The sequence below is a fragment of the Halobacillus sp. ABA4_118 genome, from assembly GCF_056160205.1.
In genome coordinates, this window is record NZ_JBSWWS010000001.1 from 1,907,246 (window position 1) to 1,922,142 (window position 14,897).

At 41.4% G+C, this 14,897-nt stretch carries 15 protein-coding genes and 1 pseudogene; 10 read left to right on the forward strand and 6 right to left on the reverse strand.

Going from position 1 to position 14,897, the window contains the following annotated elements; translation table 11 throughout:
* Positions 1 to 584: 584 nt before the first annotated feature.
* The 3 genes from ACXAGL_RS09560 (at position 585) to ACXAGL_RS09570 (ending at position 3,759) form a co-directional block, all read left to right on the forward strand.
* Positions 585 to 1,568: a formylglycine-generating enzyme family protein gene (locus ACXAGL_RS09560; RefSeq protein WP_474990933.1), complete on the forward strand. Its 984-nt coding sequence runs from the start codon at positions 585 to 587 to the stop codon at positions 1,566 to 1,568.
* Between the two features lie 1,172 nt (positions 1,569 to 2,740).
* Positions 2,741 to 3,445 carry a hypothetical protein gene (locus ACXAGL_RS09565; RefSeq protein ID WP_474990935.1) on the forward strand — a complete coding sequence of 235 codons (705 nt, stop codon included), beginning with the start codon at positions 2,741 to 2,743 and terminating at the stop codon, positions 3,443 to 3,445.
* 23 nt (positions 3,446 to 3,468) lie between these two features.
* The gene (locus tag ACXAGL_RS09570) at positions 3,469 to 3,759 is read left to right on the forward strand and encodes a hypothetical protein (protein WP_206933708.1); all 291 of its coding nucleotides are present in this window, start codon (positions 3,469 to 3,471) and stop codon (positions 3,757 to 3,759) included.
* A gap of 95 nt (positions 3,760 to 3,854) precedes the next feature.
* Here ACXAGL_RS09570 and ACXAGL_RS09575 read toward each other — a convergent pair whose 3' ends face one another.
* From ACXAGL_RS09575 to ACXAGL_RS09595, 5 genes are all read right to left on the reverse strand, one after another.
* Positions 3,855 to 4,421, reverse strand: a complete 567-nt coding sequence (locus ACXAGL_RS09575) for a hypothetical protein (RefSeq protein WP_474990937.1) — start codon at positions 4,419 to 4,421, stop codon at positions 3,855 to 3,857.
* Positions 4,422 to 4,433: 12 nt separating this feature from the next.
* A complete protein-coding gene (locus tag ACXAGL_RS09580; RefSeq protein WP_474990939.1) occupies positions 4,434 to 5,870 on the reverse strand; it encodes a sodium:solute symporter family protein in 1,437 nt (478 codons plus the stop codon).
* A gap of 14 nt (positions 5,871 to 5,884) precedes the next feature.
* The gene (locus ACXAGL_RS09585) at positions 5,885 to 6,142 is read right to left on the reverse strand and encodes a hypothetical protein (RefSeq protein ID WP_474990941.1); all 258 of its coding nucleotides are present in this window, start codon (positions 6,140 to 6,142) and stop codon (positions 5,885 to 5,887) included.
* A 15-nt stretch (positions 6,143 to 6,157) separates the two neighbouring features.
* Positions 6,158 to 7,093, reverse strand: coding sequence for an ornithine cyclodeaminase family protein (locus ACXAGL_RS09590; protein ID WP_474990943.1), 936 nt, complete (start codon positions 7,091 to 7,093; stop codon positions 6,158 to 6,160).
* Positions 7,094 to 7,228: 135 nt separating this feature from the next.
* Positions 7,229 to 7,570: a hypothetical protein gene (locus tag ACXAGL_RS09595; protein WP_160841213.1), complete on the reverse strand. Its 342-nt coding sequence runs from the start codon at positions 7,568 to 7,570 to the stop codon at positions 7,229 to 7,231.
* Positions 7,571 to 7,929: 359 nt separating this feature from the next.
* Here ACXAGL_RS09595 and ACXAGL_RS09600 point away from each other — a divergent pair.
* Positions 7,930 to 8,130, forward strand: a pseudogene (locus ACXAGL_RS09600) (transposase); the annotation flags it as partial.
* Positions 8,131 to 8,372: 242 nt separating this feature from the next.
* Here ACXAGL_RS09600 and ACXAGL_RS09605 read toward each other — a convergent pair.
* Positions 8,373 to 9,146: an MBL fold metallo-hydrolase gene (locus ACXAGL_RS09605; RefSeq protein WP_474990945.1), complete on the reverse strand. Its 774-nt coding sequence runs from the start codon at positions 9,144 to 9,146 to the stop codon at positions 8,373 to 8,375.
* A 513-nt stretch (positions 9,147 to 9,659) separates the two neighbouring features.
* On the opposite strand from ACXAGL_RS09605, the gene ACXAGL_RS09610 reads away from it, so the two are divergent.
* From ACXAGL_RS09610 to ACXAGL_RS09635, 6 genes are all read left to right on the forward strand, one after another.
* Positions 9,660 to 10,631, forward strand: coding sequence for a CobW family GTP-binding protein (locus tag ACXAGL_RS09610; RefSeq protein WP_474990947.1), 972 nt, complete (start codon positions 9,660 to 9,662; stop codon positions 10,629 to 10,631).
* Between the two features lie 86 nt (positions 10,632 to 10,717).
* Complete coding sequence (locus ACXAGL_RS09615; protein WP_474990949.1) at positions 10,718 to 11,731, forward strand: permease; 1,014 nt, start codon at positions 10,718 to 10,720, stop codon at positions 11,729 to 11,731.
* A gap of 7 nt (positions 11,732 to 11,738) precedes the next feature.
* A complete protein-coding gene (locus ACXAGL_RS09620; RefSeq protein ID WP_160841217.1) occupies positions 11,739 to 12,611 on the forward strand; it encodes a TIGR03943 family putative permease subunit in 873 nt (290 codons plus the stop codon).
* A 385-nt stretch (positions 12,612 to 12,996) separates the two neighbouring features.
* Positions 12,997 to 13,374 carry a hypothetical protein gene (locus tag ACXAGL_RS09625; protein ID WP_160841218.1) on the forward strand — a complete coding sequence of 126 codons (378 nt, stop codon included), beginning with the start codon at positions 12,997 to 12,999 and terminating at the stop codon, positions 13,372 to 13,374.
* Positions 13,375 to 13,467: 93 nt separating this feature from the next.
* Positions 13,468 to 13,908 carry a Fe-S cluster assembly sulfur transfer protein SufU gene (gene sufU / locus ACXAGL_RS09630; protein ID WP_027955553.1) on the forward strand — a complete coding sequence of 147 codons (441 nt, stop codon included), beginning with the start codon at positions 13,468 to 13,470 and terminating at the stop codon, positions 13,906 to 13,908.
* Entirely contained in the window at positions 13,895 to 14,872 is a 978-nt protein-coding gene (locus tag ACXAGL_RS09635) for a CobW family GTP-binding protein (protein ID WP_474990951.1), read from the forward strand. Before sufU ends, ACXAGL_RS09635 begins: the two co-directional genes overlap by 14 nt.
* Positions 14,873 to 14,897 lie beyond the last annotated feature (25 nt).

Consider the following 14,897-nt stretch of genomic DNA (forward strand, 5'->3'; position numbering starts at 1 on the left):
AAGGGAGAACTTTTCTCTCGTATGGGTCCTTCTTGATTAATGATATTCGCTTTCTTCAGACCCCGCCCAAAAGCCCCTCCTTCAATGAGCTGCATGTCTTTTCCACCAAATAATCATTTTTAAGCATGTTCATACCGGAAAAAAACAGGTTAGCATGTTACTTAAGCACCTAAAGGGAGCTTTCAAAAGGTCCAGATTCTACCATCGATGACTGATGGGTCTTCCAGTTGTTCATATGTTTTAATAAATAGAAACAAATCCGTAAAAAACATCCATACGCCAGATTAAATATCCGATTTGAAATAACCCCTTAAATATATAGAACATTGCATTTCTGGAGTGTTTATTAGCAGATGTGAACAAAATTTATCTCTTTTTCATAATGAAGATTAACGTTTTCAATAATAGTTCTGGTGTGATTCCTATATTAAAAAAATACCCATTTACTATGATGGAGTTTTGGTATACTTAGTGTATTATTTTTCCAATAATCCCCTTTTAATAACGGGGAATTTTTGCTTCAAAAATATGATTACATGTAAAATTCTGTAGATATTTCAAGTTGATAAAGGGTGGGATATTCTATGAATGATAGAAAACACAATTCATCGTGCTGTACCGGAGACCGAGCGATGGTACAAAGTGCCTTTGGAAAAGTGAAAACCGAAAATGAGCACGAAGCCTCTAAAAGAGAGGGGATACGATTCAAGGATAAGCTGGAATATATCCCGGGAGGGGAGTTTCTTATGGGCACAAATGATGACGAAGGGGTTAAGTCTGACGGGGAAGGTCCTGTACGAAGGGTGGAAGTATCCCCCTTTTATATCGATTCTTATACAGTTACAAACCTAGAATTTGCACAGTTTGTAGAAGAGACAGGGTATCAAACGGAAGCCGAAAGGTTCGGGTGGTCGTTTATATTTTATAAATTTCTTACTAAAAAAACTGAAATGAAAGTGCAACAGTTACCATCCATACCCTGGTGGTATGCTGCAGAAGGTGCTTACTGGTTTCAGCCGGAAGGACAAGGTTCTTCTATTGAAGATCGTATGGAACACCCGGTAATCCATGTCTCATGGAATGATGCTATGGCATTCTGTGACTGGGCGGGAAAACGGTTGCCAACAGAAGCAGAGTGGGAAATGGCAGCACGTGGAGGTTTGGAACAAAAGAAATTTCCGTGGGGTGACGAACTGACTCCGGGGGGAAAGCATTACTGTAATATATGGCAAGGAGTTTTTCCGAAAGTAAACACGGAAGAAGATGGGTGGATAGGAACAGCACCTTCTCAATCGTTCCCTCCCAATGGATATGGACTCTATAACGTGTCGGGGAATGTATGGGAGTGGTGTTCGGACTGGTTCGCAAAATCTTTGGAGTACCAGTCTTTTGAAAACCCGACCGGTCCTATGAAAGGTGAATCTAAAGTGATGCGCGGAGGCTCTTATCTTTGTCATCATTCCTATTGTAATCGGTACCGTGTTGCTGCACGAAGTTCCAACACTGTCGATAGCTCTTCTGGTAATATTGGGTTTCGGTGTGTGGTTGATTCGAATCTTAAACAGTAATCTTATTCAATAATAAGAGCTGAAGGTGGATGGCTTATGAAATTGGAAAGCTAACGAATGTTTTGCCGAGTAGTAGATAAAGGAAGCTTTGGTAAAGCAGCACGAATAGGATTCGTTTCTCAACTAGCAGTCTTTATTCAATCTGAATGAAGGGAAATTAAGGTAACGAAGTCCGGGAGAATTCTCTATCCATACGCCGAAGAAGTTATTGAGTTGGAGTACAGTTCTTATGAAGCAATTCAGGAAATCAAGGACAATCAAGAGTCGACTTGATGTAGGTGCCAGTTTAACAATCGGTGAATATTTGATGGCCGATTTACTAGGACAATATAGGAATCAATATTCAGATGCAAAATTCAGTCTATTGATTTGGAACACTCCGTCCGTATATGTTATCCAAGTTAGATGACAATGAAATTGATATCGCCTTGGTTGGAAGTGAAGTGGAGAAAGAAGATTATAAGGTGTTGAAAATAATAAGAATGGCTATCTACTGAAAGTCTCTTTAAAGGTGAAAAATACGGGGGGATCGGTCAGGAAAAGAAATTCCTGTAATCTAAATCCCTAGGTAATTTTTTTTGACTGGATTATGACTGGATACTGTTTATAATGTATTACAACTTATTGTGTCTAATTAATTTAATGGCTAAGAAAAACCTTGTGATATTAAGTTTCTAAAGAACTTAGTATTATCCTATTAACTAGACGAGTGAATGGGCGGCATGATGTAACAACCGCTCGAACCCTTGATAAGTAGAGGTTTATAAGGTGTAGCTACCAAAATGTTAATATACTTCTTAATAGTAGAGGATTCTCAATAGTGACGTCACTATTGAGAATCCTTTTTTGTTATCAGTTTTATTTTTAAATTAGCAAACGGTTTCGGTTAATTTCTGAGACTTAATAGAAATGATTATACAACCCATGAAATTATAAATGTGCCTCATGGCAAACATGGTGTGCATCTTTTTGATTTCCGTTTTTAAAAAGTAATGAACAATGTTCAAATGGAATAAGCAGTTTAATAAGTTGAAGGTTTACATTGAGTTTTTTCTTGAATTAGCCTCACTTGCCGGATGAGATGAGGCTTTTTCTATTTTTCTTTCAAACTATATTTTACAAATATAACCAATAATGGTAGAGTCGGGGCATAGTTTAAAGGGGGAATACATATGTTGAAAAAAACAACTTTGTTAATCATGTCTTTGGTCATACTTATTAGTTTCACTGTTCCGACTGCTGCTTTTGCGAAAGAACACGAGGGAGCAACTGGTGCATTTGCGAATGAATATGAAGGGCAAGTTGATTTAGAAGCTATTGAGAATTACGAGTTGACTCCAGAGGAACAAGAACGCGCGGATCTATTATGGGAGCAATACGTTGCAATTGATGGTATCTTAAAAAACTTAAATGAGGAAGATAAACAAACATTTTTAAACGGTTTGTTTGACCCTGACTTTGATAAAGAAGAATTTAAAGAGGATATTATCCTAGCCAAGGACAAGGAAGAAATAGAAGAATTGAATAAAATGTTTGAAGTACTTGGGTCTTCTGTACAATTTTCATCAGACGTTGAATCTGTTAAGGTGGAAAATAACGGAAACCTAGTAGCCTCTAAATCTACGGGAAGTCCTGATGTTGTTTCGCTTGGCTTCTGGGGAGGCGTTTGGGATGCCACTAAATGTACAGCTTCTATTGCAGTTGTTTTTGTTCCAGGAGCAAAAGCATATCGAGCTATTAAAGCACTTGGTGGAGTCAAGAGCACTGTGAAATTATTGGCTGGAGCATCAAATGTGGATGATTGGTTAACGATCGGTGGAGGAGCAGCAGCTGAAATTCTTGGCATTGCAGGTGTTAAAAAATACTGCTTTGGCTAATAAAAAGGTAGGTGAAATCTCAAATGGCTACTAATTCTTTTCAAAAAGCAAGCGGCGTTTTAAATCCTATTACTCATGGGTTTATGTCAGTTTTAGTCTATGGAATGATCTTCGTTTCGTTAATGGTTGCCTTTAATGGCCCCATTACCTTTGAAACACTTTTTATGCCAGCTTTCTTTATATACGTTGTGGTTAGAGTATCCGAATATCTAACTGTGAAGAAAATGAATAGAACACCAAGTTGGCTTGCAATTGGAGCATTCGGTATAGCCGTATTAACAGCTTCTGGCATGACAATGTTATTATTAAGTTAAATGTGAAGATAATGCACTTCCAACGTATTCTATATTAATGGCATTTAGCCTTAATCGAATGAGTAGGCCTGAGCGATATAAGCTCAGGCCTATTCTTATAATCTCCATTCATTCTTACTCCACAATTCAAAGAGGAGATCTTCGGATTCTCCTGTATTCCCATTAATAACAAAAGTTTTTGTAAGGTAAGGACTGTCCACTTCCACTTTCCATAAAGGCAGGTAGACGACTTCTATTTCTTTGATGTCATATCTGGGTTTCTTTAATACATAGTTTCTGTTGATTTGTTTTTCTTGAATATCCGTTACGTATTTATTGAGTACGTCCTGTTTAGTGATATCTGCGCTCCGCACTTTGGAATCCAACACTTCTTTTTGAGTGATAGGGGGGACATCAGGGAATAAACCGCGGTAACCGGATCGGCCATCAATGAAAGCCATATTGGGTTTCACCTTTGAAGGAAATGGCTTTCTGTCTGCGATGACGAGCATTTTCACGATCCACATAGGATGATACATTTTTTCTGATTTGGTAATCCCTTGTTCAATAGCTTCCTCATTCAAATTCCTGTTCCATTTCAACGAGGACTTCAAGCTTTTATACATATGACCGGGCAGGTCTTTTTCGACTACGCTTTCTTCTCCTAAAATACGAATTTTCATGATGTCACCTACTTATGCATTAATATCCATATGGTAACGGTCGACTTTTAATTGCTTCTCCTCAGACGGCGGTGCTGTCAGTAAGCTGACAACGATCGTCAACAGGGCTGAGACAGGGGCGGAAACTAAGTGCTCGGATACTAAAGCGGAAGGAAGCAGGGCCATGATAATAAAAGTAACCGTTCCTCCAATCATCCCCGCCAGGGCTCCTGGTGTGTTGGCGCGTTTCCACCATAACCCAAGAACAAGCGGGAAACCGAATGCCGATAACATCGCTCCACTTACCCAGCCGACCATGACAGCAATCAATTGAGGGGGATCGATGGCAAAAATAATTCCTACAATACTGGCGAGGATCATAACGACGAGTCCCAGGCGTGTGACGGTCTTTTCTGATGCATTTTTATTGATGTGTTCTTTATAAATATCGTGGGCAATCCCGGCGGCGACTGCTAGAAGCATGGCATCAGCAGAAGACATAATCGCGGCCAGCAGTCCGGCTAACATGACGCCTGCTAAGAGGGCGGGCATGTAATGTTCAATAACGGAAATGAATATCATGTCCTGGTTTTCCAAGGTGTCAGCAATACCGAGGCTGGCACCGGCAGAGGCGATCACAAACCCAAAGATAAAGACGGTTACATACAGAAAACATGCGCCTAATGCAGAACGACGGGCTGTTTTCGCATCGCGGGCCGCAAAGTTTCTCATGACCGCAGATGGCGAAACGACTCCGAACCACAAAAACGCAATAAACAATCCGAAATAAGACATCCACGGCTGCGTAATGGAACCGAATTGAGGGTCGACAGCCAAAGCATCTTGAATTAATGTGCCAACACCGCCGTGATCCATTAGAATGATGATCGCCAAAATGAACATCCCGATGACCATAACGGCTCCTTGAATCAAGTCTGTATATGTAATGGCCCACATGCCTCCGAGAGCGGCATATAATGTAAACCCAAGTCCCAGAATGATGACCGCTGTTACATAGTCAATGCCGAGAACATAGGATCCGATAAGCCCTGAGGCAGTTAATTGAGGGATCATATAAAACGTCATACTAAGGACGACGAGGATGGCAGCTACAATCTGCACAGATTTACCGTACCTGCTTTTGAAAAACTCAGGCAGCGTCTTTACTCCCGTCCTTCTAATTTGCCCGGAGATTAAAAACATCGCAAAAGACGGGATGGCCACGGCTCCAAATCCATAAGCAAGTAAGAAGGGGACGCCGAGGGCAACTCCAGATCCGACGGCACCCATCAAAGAACTGGAGCTTGCCACGGCTGCAAAAAAAGCAAAGGAACCGACAAAACTATTGATTTTACCACCGGCTGTCCAGTAGTCTCCTTCTGATGAGTGAGCCCGTTTGGCAAACCAAATGCCAATGCCCGTCATAATCAGTAGATAGATTCCCAATATCGTTGTTTCCATGATCTGCATCGTTTCTCACTCCTTTATTTGATGGCTCTATTTTCTGATGACTGCGCAGATTCAGCTTCTCTTTTTTCCAGCTTTTCCATCCAGACCACGTAAGTGATGGTTAAACCCAACCATATGAAAAAACAGGCGAACATGGCCCATCCAGCAAGGGAAATACCAGCGGCATAGGTATCAGTCGGCCACCATATCCAGAACAATGAAGCAATGACCGATAATAGAATAACCATGACAATGCCCGGATCTTTCCATTTCTTCCGCGTCAATTTGCGCATCTTTCTCCTCCTTTTTTACTTATACAGCTTTTCATAAATCGATTGAACCACAACTAAATCAAAGATGGCAGCCCCTACAGATTTGTACACGATCGTCTTTTCGTCTAAATCCTGCGGCGGATCATTTTCGGTGATGATTTTTTCGAGGTCCCAGGAGTTCTCTAAGTCTGAACGTAAATGCCCGGCCTGGATCATATCCCCGGATTCATGCAAGGCGGATCTGGCATCTACAAATACTTCATCAGCGATTCTTAGTACTTGATCAGAGATTTCCTGCATGGAAGGGCGGAAGGAGCCGACTCCTACAATGAGTTTGCCTTTCCAATCTGATTCGTGTAATTCAGGAAGTACAGGTGTGGTGGAGGTCGTAGTTGTTACGATAATGTCTGACTTTACGGCTAATTCTTCGACAGAGGAAACGGTAAACGTGACTTGCGGAAAGCGGGTCTCTGCTTTTGCTTTAAACTGATGGGCTTTCTCTTCGGTGCGGTTATAAATATGTACATGTTTGATATCTCTGGCAGCGAGGGCTGATTCCAGGTGACTCCATCCTTGTGTACCGGTTCCGATAATGCCTAACGTTTCCGCGTCTGCTTTAGCCAGGTATTTGATTCCCAGTCCTCCCAGAGCGCCTGTACGCAGGGCCGTAATGGCAATAGCATCACACAAGAAAAGGGGTTCCATCGTCTTGCGGTCATTCAGAACCATCAAGCCGTGGATTGTGTCTTTTCCGGCATTCCTGTTTTCAGGAGCAACGCCTACAAGTTTCGTAGAGTAATAGTTTCCATAAAAGGCCGGCATCAGCAAAGCCGTATTCTCTCCATCCTCTATGTGCATCCGGTCCGGTGATATGAATTCGCTTTCTTTTTTGGTGTAAAAAGATTCGATGCTGTCCATCGTTTCCTTCATAGAAAAATTCCTCGTAATCTCTTCTTTTGATATGACTTCCATGATTATCCCTCCTTTATGATGTACTACAGATACTATCAAACTTTTCTGAAAAAGTGAAAGTGCCATAAAATTCTGGTGTACGACTATATCAGGAAAATACACACCAGAGAAAAACCTGGTGTGTAAAGATATAACCTAATGAAGGGTAACTAATTCTACAGGCCCGTGGTCATCACAATGATCGCCATGGACATGGTGTAGACGTCCATTCACCAAGTAGTCCATATGGTCACCATGTGGGACTAATTCATGACCGCAGTCACGATCATGATTACATCCACAATTCATAGGAGCACACTGATCAGGGTTGGTTTCTGTAACTGGAAGCTTACATTCATCCCAGTGACCATTATGCTCATGATGAAGATGGCCGTTATGCACATAATCAATGTGATCATCATGTTTTATTTTTGTATGACCGCATGAAAGGCTGTGCTTGTGAGAGTGCTGCTCATGAATTTCGTGTCCGTTCTCCATAATTAAACCTCCTTTGTATTGGTTTTAACCTTACTTTTATAAGGTCTCCAGAATGAACAGGTAATAACCATAAAATGATGCCATGGCTTGCATACTCTAAATGAATTTTTACAAAAAAACCTCTCAATTTTATTGAGAGGTTTTCATGCTGTAGAAAAATCCGTGTTATCCAGTTAGAGTTGTCCGCATGTCGTGTTGAGGGGGACACATTCCGCTTTTCGGTGGATGATTGCCGCGGGACGGCCTCAGCTGACTTAGTCAAGAAAACCATTTGACCAAGTGGATTTTTCGGCTCGCGCTGTTCCCGCAGGCGTCACCACCGAACGCTCCTCGTGCCAATGCCTGTGGGAAGACAGCTTTACCCTATGATAAAAGAGAACGTTGAGCATAGCTCCTTCGCCGTATCAAAAGAACGGCATGGGCTGCGTTATTGCCGCTTGCGCGGAAAAGAAAAAGTGAAGGAGCAGGCGCTGACGACGGCTGCCTGCCAGAATATGAAAAAGATTGTCCTCCATCTAGCGAGGGTGAGCTGGGTGAAGGAGAGTCTTTTTCGATGTTAAAGAACTCCCAAAGAGCGGTGCCCCTTCCACTCCTGCGGAAGAACGAGTGGGCCGAGATCGCCGAGCGTGGGTTTTGCGAGGAAGCTCGGGCGCTCGTCCGCGGAAAGGGAAGGGGCTTTGGCTCCTGGCGGTAAGATTGAGAGGTTTTGTTTTCATGAGTATTGTATTTGATACTCTCTATTCTTTCATGATTCTTTTTCAACATCACCTGCCTCGATGTCTGACCATTCTCTTGACATTATTTATTTGGCATTCCACTTATACGTACCATGATCTTGTTCAATATACCCCAGACCTGGAAATGGGTAATGACATACAAAAAGCATGAGGCCCTGCTGTTCCGCATACTCTATGATGTCTTTTCTCGTTTCACGACCTTGTTCTGGTGATATTTCCAACCCAATATGAGAGGAGGGATGGTTGAGTGTGCGTGGATCGCTTAATATGTCGGAAACGACGAGCAGCTTTTCATCTTCTGAATGGATCATGACAGCCAGATGCCCGTTCGTGTGCCCAGGCGTAAGGAAAAGTTTAATTCCCGGCAGGATTTCGATGTCTTCCTGGATAATGTTGATAGAACTCTCTAAGTTAGACAGAATTTCATGCTCTTTTGAAGATGGTCTGGACGCCCACATTTCCCATTCTGCTGCATGAAGATAATAATCTGCATTAGGAAAGGAAGGGTTCCCCTCAGATACAGCTCCGCCAATATGATCTAAATGCCCGTGGGTCAGAATGACGTGATCAATGTCTTCCCTGGTGATCCCGTGATTATCCAGCGCCTGAATGAGCTGACCTGCATCTTCGCATTCTGCACCAAATCCTGCATCTATTAAAATATGCTCATTATCTACTTCAAGATGAATGAAATTAAGGGGAGCATGAAACTCTTCAGGAAACTGTTGAGTAATATGATCAGGTGTATTGGCTAGAAAAAACTCTCTAGTCACAGGCATACCGCCGTCGGATATCACCAAAGCATGATAGTTACCTATAGTAAAAGGATATGTATTCATCATTAACCTCCTTTGTATTAGTTGATCCGTTATACCAATCCCTTACTTATTCTTGATGCGTTTCGTAAGGTTAAATCATGGACTGTATTCTTGTCATTAAAACGTAATCATTACGAATTTTAAACCAATAAAAAGAGGCCGTCAATAAATAGAGAAGGATTGTCGTAGAGTCAGCTGACAGATATGAGTCCCGGAAGGTAGAACACTTAATAAAATATAAGAAGGGCGAACCCTAATGCTGTGGTTCGCTCTTTTCGTTAAACAGAGGTCAGTATGGTTCCTAAATGGCTTGCGTTTTTCACTCAATCCAATATAACTGTCCGCGAACGCTCGGTATGATTATTCTACTTGTACGCACACCACTATAACTGATGTACAGTACTTCAAACGACCAGTCCATTCCGGTCATTTTCATGAAATTCCTTTATCGTCAAGCATACTTTGTCTCTTTAAATAATAGAGTGGAGTAAATAGTATTGGTTACTATTTATTTACAAAAGGAGGGTGTTTCCTATGGCTGTACCGACGTACACCATTAGTGGGTTTTTGGGAAGTGGAAAAACGACGGTTTTACTGAAAATGATAGAGGAATGTGAAAAGAATCATAGACGGGTAGGTGTGATTTTAAATGAGCTGGGAGACGTAAATATAGAGAAACCACTATTTAAAGAACAAAACGTGAAAGAACTATTAAATGGCTGCATATGCTGTACGATAAAAGAGGATTTGAAATCGACGTTAGATGAATTTATCAAGGAGATGCATTCGAATAAACTGGATCTGCTATTCATTGAAGGGACAGGCGTTTCCAACCCTTTGGAAGTGAAGAGAGTATTAGAGGATCCTATATACGCTGCTCACTTCGATTTAATTTCTATGATCAGCCTGATTGATTCTAGTACCTTTTTGGAGTATCAAAGTATTTTCTCAAGCACTGCCGACATGAGAAAACTGTTAGAAGAACAGATTACCAGTGCCGATATCATTTTGTTAAATAAACAGGATCTTGCTAAAGAGAAGGTGTTAAATAAATCCATCAAGAAAATTAAAGGTCTTGTTGGAGAATCCGTTCCCATCTTTCAAACGTCCCATGGAAATGTCCCATTGTCAGAGTTATTCAAGAGACGGAACGGTCATCTTCCTACTTCTATACATTCAGATATTAGAGAAGAGACTAACCATTCCCATCATCACCATCACCACCATTCCGGTCTGCACGCCGTGAAGATTGACCCGGGGCCAACCATTAAGAAACATGATTTGGAAAATTGGTTGAGCCACTTACCTAAAGCTGTATTAAGAGGAAAAGGAGTGATTAATCTTGAAGGCAGTGAAGGGCTTTATTCCTTTCAACTTGCCTCCAATACCCTTATCTTTGAAAAAATTCCGCATCCGGCCGGTATGCGTCCTGCGATTATCTTGATTGGTGATCAACTAAAGGAAACAGAACTGTTGAACAGCTTCAACCGGTTAGTGAAGGCATGAAAATTGTAAATCAGCTTCATCGTCAAGGGTTGCTTTATGAATCCTTGACGATGGGTTGAAGAGGGAGTAAAGAAGAGGAGGAAACCATGACTTTCAGGCTTTACAACACATTGCTGGATGTGACAGCCATCTTGGCTTTTGTCCTTGTTGCTTACTTTGTTATGTATAGTCAAAGGGTCGGAGAAAGCACGTTGATGATTCTTCCTGATTCTTTCAAGCAGCTGAATACAATTTTTCTCAGCTTAATTATAGAGGCCATTCCGTTCGTGCTCATTGGTGTCCTCATTGCAGGGTGTATTCAAATATTTGTCACAGAGGAACATGTGAAGCGGTGGATTCCAGAAAACAAGTATCGTGCCATCATGATGGGGTGTCTCGTAGGAGCTGTATTTCCTGCCTGTGAATGTGGAATTGTCCCGATCGTCCGGCGATTAGTAGCCAAGGGCGTACCATTGCATGCAGGAATTGGATTTCTTCTAACAGGACCATTAATTAATCCTATTGTTATTTTATCGACGTTTATGGCCTTTGGAAATGATATAAGAATGGCAGGTTTACGGATGGGCGTGGGATTTATTGCGGCGCTGCTAATCTCCCTCTTCATCAGTTCTTTTTTTAGATCAAACCAGCTCAAACATACAGTTTCCGGCTTGTATGGATCTGAGAACACTTCCACAGGAGACGTGTCCTTTATGGACAAGCTCAAGGGTATGTGTGTGCATTCCATCGATGAGTTTTTTGACATGGGCAAGTATTTAATTATAGGAGCCTTTGTTGCTGCTTTCGTTCAAACGTATGTACAAGCACAGTCGCTCTTTTTGTTTGGAGAAGGAATGATGGGGGCGACAGGTGTCATGATGGGCTTGGCTTTCTTTTTATCCCTATGTTCAGAGGCAGACGCATTTATCGGAGCTTCCTTTAGCAGTTTATTTCCTCCCACCGCTGTTTTGGCCTTTTTAATTTACGGACCTATGATTGATTTGAAGAATACGATCATGCTCCTGAGCGTATTTAAATCCAAATTTGTTTTCATCTTACTCCTGACCATTACTGTCGTTGTTTTTGTCTGTACGATTACTATATCTTTGGTGGGCAGGTGAGCAGGTAGTGCGCTTTCATTATTATCAATTTTTGAAGCTGATTCTATTGGCCGCCTTTGCTTTTTTTCTAATACAATTGCATCACACCGGGGATGTTGAGAAGCTGATTAACCCTAAATATGTACGGATGAGTCAAGTGGCCGCAGGGGTTATCGTCCTTCTGTTTTTCGTTCAGCTTGGGAGAGTATGGGAAGGGAGTTCCGGTGAACATGCCTTCTGTCCTCCCGGTTGTAAGGAAGACCATGATCATAAGCAATCGTATATAAAGAGAGGTGTGAGTTATTTGGTTCTCCTTTTCCCTTTGTTTACAGGATTTGGACTGAACCTGACATCCTTGGACGCAGCGATTGCCAAGAATAAAGGCTCTCTTCTCCCCCAGGAAGAAAGCTCATATCAAGTGGATCCCTCATCCAATTCACACACGCTTGATGAGAGCATGCCGATCCCGAATAACAACTATTTAACAGATGAAGAATATGAACAAAGAATGGATCGTTTAAACCAAGATGACATTCAGATGAATGAGGATATTTACGCTTCTTATTATCAAGAAATACAAGACAACCCTCATAGGTATAAGGGGAGAACGATTCAAATCAAAGGTTTTGTGTACAAGGAAGAAGGGTTGGAGTCTAATCAGCTGGTCGTGGCAAGATTTCTAATCACCCACTGTGTTGCCGATGCCAGGGTCATTGGATTGTTGAGTGAGTCTAACGAGGCAGGCAGCCTTAGTGAAAACACGTGGGTGGAAGTGAACGGGAGGATAGATGTACAAAGCTACAATGGTGTAGACATCCCATTCATCGAAGTGAAGGAGATCAATCAGATTCCTGAGCCGGCGAACCCTTATATTTTTCCTATATTAACGAAGGTTCTTTAGACAAAACCATCTGCCCCGATCCATGCTCGTCCAAAAGTTCACAAGGAGGGGGCAGATAGGTGTCTCAATAACCTCATAAACGACGTGAGGAGGGTGACAAACGGACAGGATCCACTAATGTGTGACCAACAAAAAAAGAAGCCGATTAATTTACATCAACACTGAATTTTTAAATGAATGTACAAGAAAAGTGTTGCCAAAGAATTGAAATTATGATTTAATAACAGTATTCTTCATTAAATCGTAACGATTACTATTAATTGTACATAGTTAAACTTACTGCAGGTTGTCTATGAGGAGAATAAATGGAGTGTGTCACGAAATGAAAACGGCAATCGTAACTCAGCTTCTCTAAGTGGCCAGGGTTACATATAGAGGTGAAATCATGAGTGAATATCTACAGAAAATCCTAACGGAGAACATTCTCAGCACGCTGCCTGAACAACAGAAAGACATCTATCATTATGTGATAAAGATGGAAGATGATATTGCAGAGGAAGTTGATTCTGAAGAACAATTTATGAATCATCTCAGGAGTGTTTCGCCGCATAAGCGCGCAGCGAAACATTTCAATATGACTTTGTTTGAACTTCTGAACGTCATGAAGCAGGTAGAAGGAGAGATCAGCCGCCAGCTTATACCGATGATGGACGCGGTTAAGTGGAAAGATTGCACGGAATTTGTTCTTTCCAGGTCACAGTTGAAAGAAAATCAAAAGGTGTTTTTTGTATCCATTCCCAGTGTTGACCGTTTACAGAAATGAAATTTTTTTGTCTTAAATTAAATCGTAATGATTACATTTAACCTGAATCCGTATACCGTATAACGAACCATTACGAATCATAGGGGTGGAAGGATGTTAGACGATTTATACCGTCAGGTCGTCATGGACCATGCGAAGTATAAACGGAATTATGGAACGATGGAAGACGACACGGGTGTTGATAAAGTTCATTATAAAAACCCTACCTGCGGGGATGTGATGGTTTTACATGTGAGGGCAGGAAAGGAAGGGATTGAAGAGCTAGCCTTTGAAGGTGAAGGCTGCAGTATTAGTATGGCTTCATGCTCCATGATGACGGAACTCTTGAAAAACAGCAGCATGGAAGATTGCCTGAATAAGAAACAGGCCTTTGAACGCTTGATCAGAGAAGGTGAAATGGAAGATGAAGTTGATCTAGGAGATGCAGCTTCTCTTGAGGGCGTGCACAAATTACGCGCAAGACATAATTGTGCACTTATGCCTTGGAAGGCATTTGAAAAATGGGCGGAGGAACAACGGTATGATGGAAATTGACTCAAGAATACCTGTAACCATAGTGACGGGTTACTTAGGAGCAGGGAAGACTACCTTTCTTAACCACATTCTTAATCAAACTGAAGAAAAGGTCGCTCTCATTGTGAATGAGTTTGGAGATATAGGGATTGATGCTCAGCTTATTGAACAAACCACAGAAGAAATCATAGAAATCAATAGCGGGTGTATCTGCTGTAATGTACGTAAAGATATCGTTGATACCCTATCGATGCTTGCTATATCAAGGGAAGAAAAGATGATTGAGTTTGACCGGATAATCATTGAAACTACAGGGCTTGCTGACCCTGCTCCCGTTGTACAAACGTTTCTAATGGATAAGGAAATGGTTGAAGATTACTATATTGATGCGGTTTGTACGCTTGTTGATGCCAGGCATATTTCCAATCACTTAGATCAACAAGGAGAAGCGATCAACCAAATTGCTTTTGCAGATGTCATTCTTGTCAACAAAGTTGATTTGATCACACAAGATCAACTCACAGATTTACGAAATAGACTGGAAAGTATAAATCCTACTGCCTCTCAAAAAATTTGTGAGAACAGCCGGATTCCACTGGGTGATGTTCTGGACATTCGTTCATTTGATTTGCAGGAAAAAATAAAAGTGAATCCGGATTTTCTAAACAATCACCATCATCACCACGATGATGAAATTTCCTCTCTGTCTTTACGAGAAGAGAGACCCTTGGATATGAAAAAACTAAATCTCTGGTTATCTTTTTTAGTTCAAGTTCAGGGTGAACGTTTATATCGTTATAAAGGTGTATTGAACATAGACGGAGTGGATCACCGCTTTGTCTTTCAAGGTGTTCATATGCTTTTTGCAGGAGAAGAAGCTGCCCTGTGGGGAGATGATGACCGGGTAAGTGAACTTGTGTTTATTGGTAGGAACCTGGATAAGAAAAGTCTTACAGAACAGTTCGAGCAGTGTATAATGTCCTGAAAAAATTATGTTTGTTTTTAAATCG

What these genes read in the sequence shown, in the direction of transcription:
- ACXAGL_RS09615 (WP_474990949.1), top strand. Translation starts at nt 10,718, where the DNA reads ATGACTTTCAGGCTTTACAACACATTGCTGGATGTGACAGCCATCTTG.
- sufU (WP_027955553.1), top strand. Translation starts at nt 13,468, where the DNA reads ATGTTAGACGATTTATACCGTCAGGTCGTCATGGACCATGCGAAGTAT.
- ACXAGL_RS09635 (WP_474990951.1), top strand. Translation starts at nt 13,895, where the DNA reads ATGATGGAAATTGACTCAAGAATACCTGTAACCATAGTGACGGGTTAC.
- ACXAGL_RS09585 (WP_474990941.1), bottom strand. Translation starts at nt 6,142, where the DNA reads ATGCGCAAATTGACGCGGAAGAAATGGAAAGATCCGGGCATTGTCATG.
- ACXAGL_RS09575 (WP_474990937.1), bottom strand. Translation starts at nt 4,421, where the DNA reads ATGAAAATTCGTATTTTAGGAGAAGAAAGCGTAGTCGAAAAAGACCTG.
- ACXAGL_RS09595 (WP_160841213.1), bottom strand. Translation starts at nt 7,570, where the DNA reads ATGGAGAACGGACACGAAATTCATGAGCAGCACTCTCACAAGCACAGC.
- ACXAGL_RS09610 (WP_474990947.1), top strand. Translation starts at nt 9,660, where the DNA reads ATGGCTGTACCGACGTACACCATTAGTGGGTTTTTGGGAAGTGGAAAA.
- ACXAGL_RS09565 (WP_474990935.1), top strand. Translation starts at nt 2,741, where the DNA reads ATGTTGAAAAAAACAACTTTGTTAATCATGTCTTTGGTCATACTTATT.
- ACXAGL_RS09590 (WP_474990943.1), bottom strand. Translation starts at nt 7,093, where the DNA reads ATGGAAGTCATATCAAAAGAAGAGATTACGAGGAATTTTTCTATGAAG.
- ACXAGL_RS09605 (WP_474990945.1), bottom strand. Translation starts at nt 9,146, where the DNA reads ATGAATACATATCCTTTTACTATAGGTAACTATCATGCTTTGGTGATA.
- ACXAGL_RS09580 (WP_474990939.1), bottom strand. Translation starts at nt 5,870, where the DNA reads ATGCAGATCATGGAAACAACGATATTGGGAATCTATCTACTGATTATG.
- ACXAGL_RS09625 (WP_160841218.1), top strand. Translation starts at nt 12,997, where the DNA reads ATGAGTGAATATCTACAGAAAATCCTAACGGAGAACATTCTCAGCACG.
- ACXAGL_RS09570 (WP_206933708.1), top strand. Translation starts at nt 3,469, where the DNA reads ATGGCTACTAATTCTTTTCAAAAAGCAAGCGGCGTTTTAAATCCTATT.
- ACXAGL_RS09560 (WP_474990933.1), top strand. Translation starts at nt 585, where the DNA reads ATGAATGATAGAAAACACAATTCATCGTGCTGTACCGGAGACCGAGCG.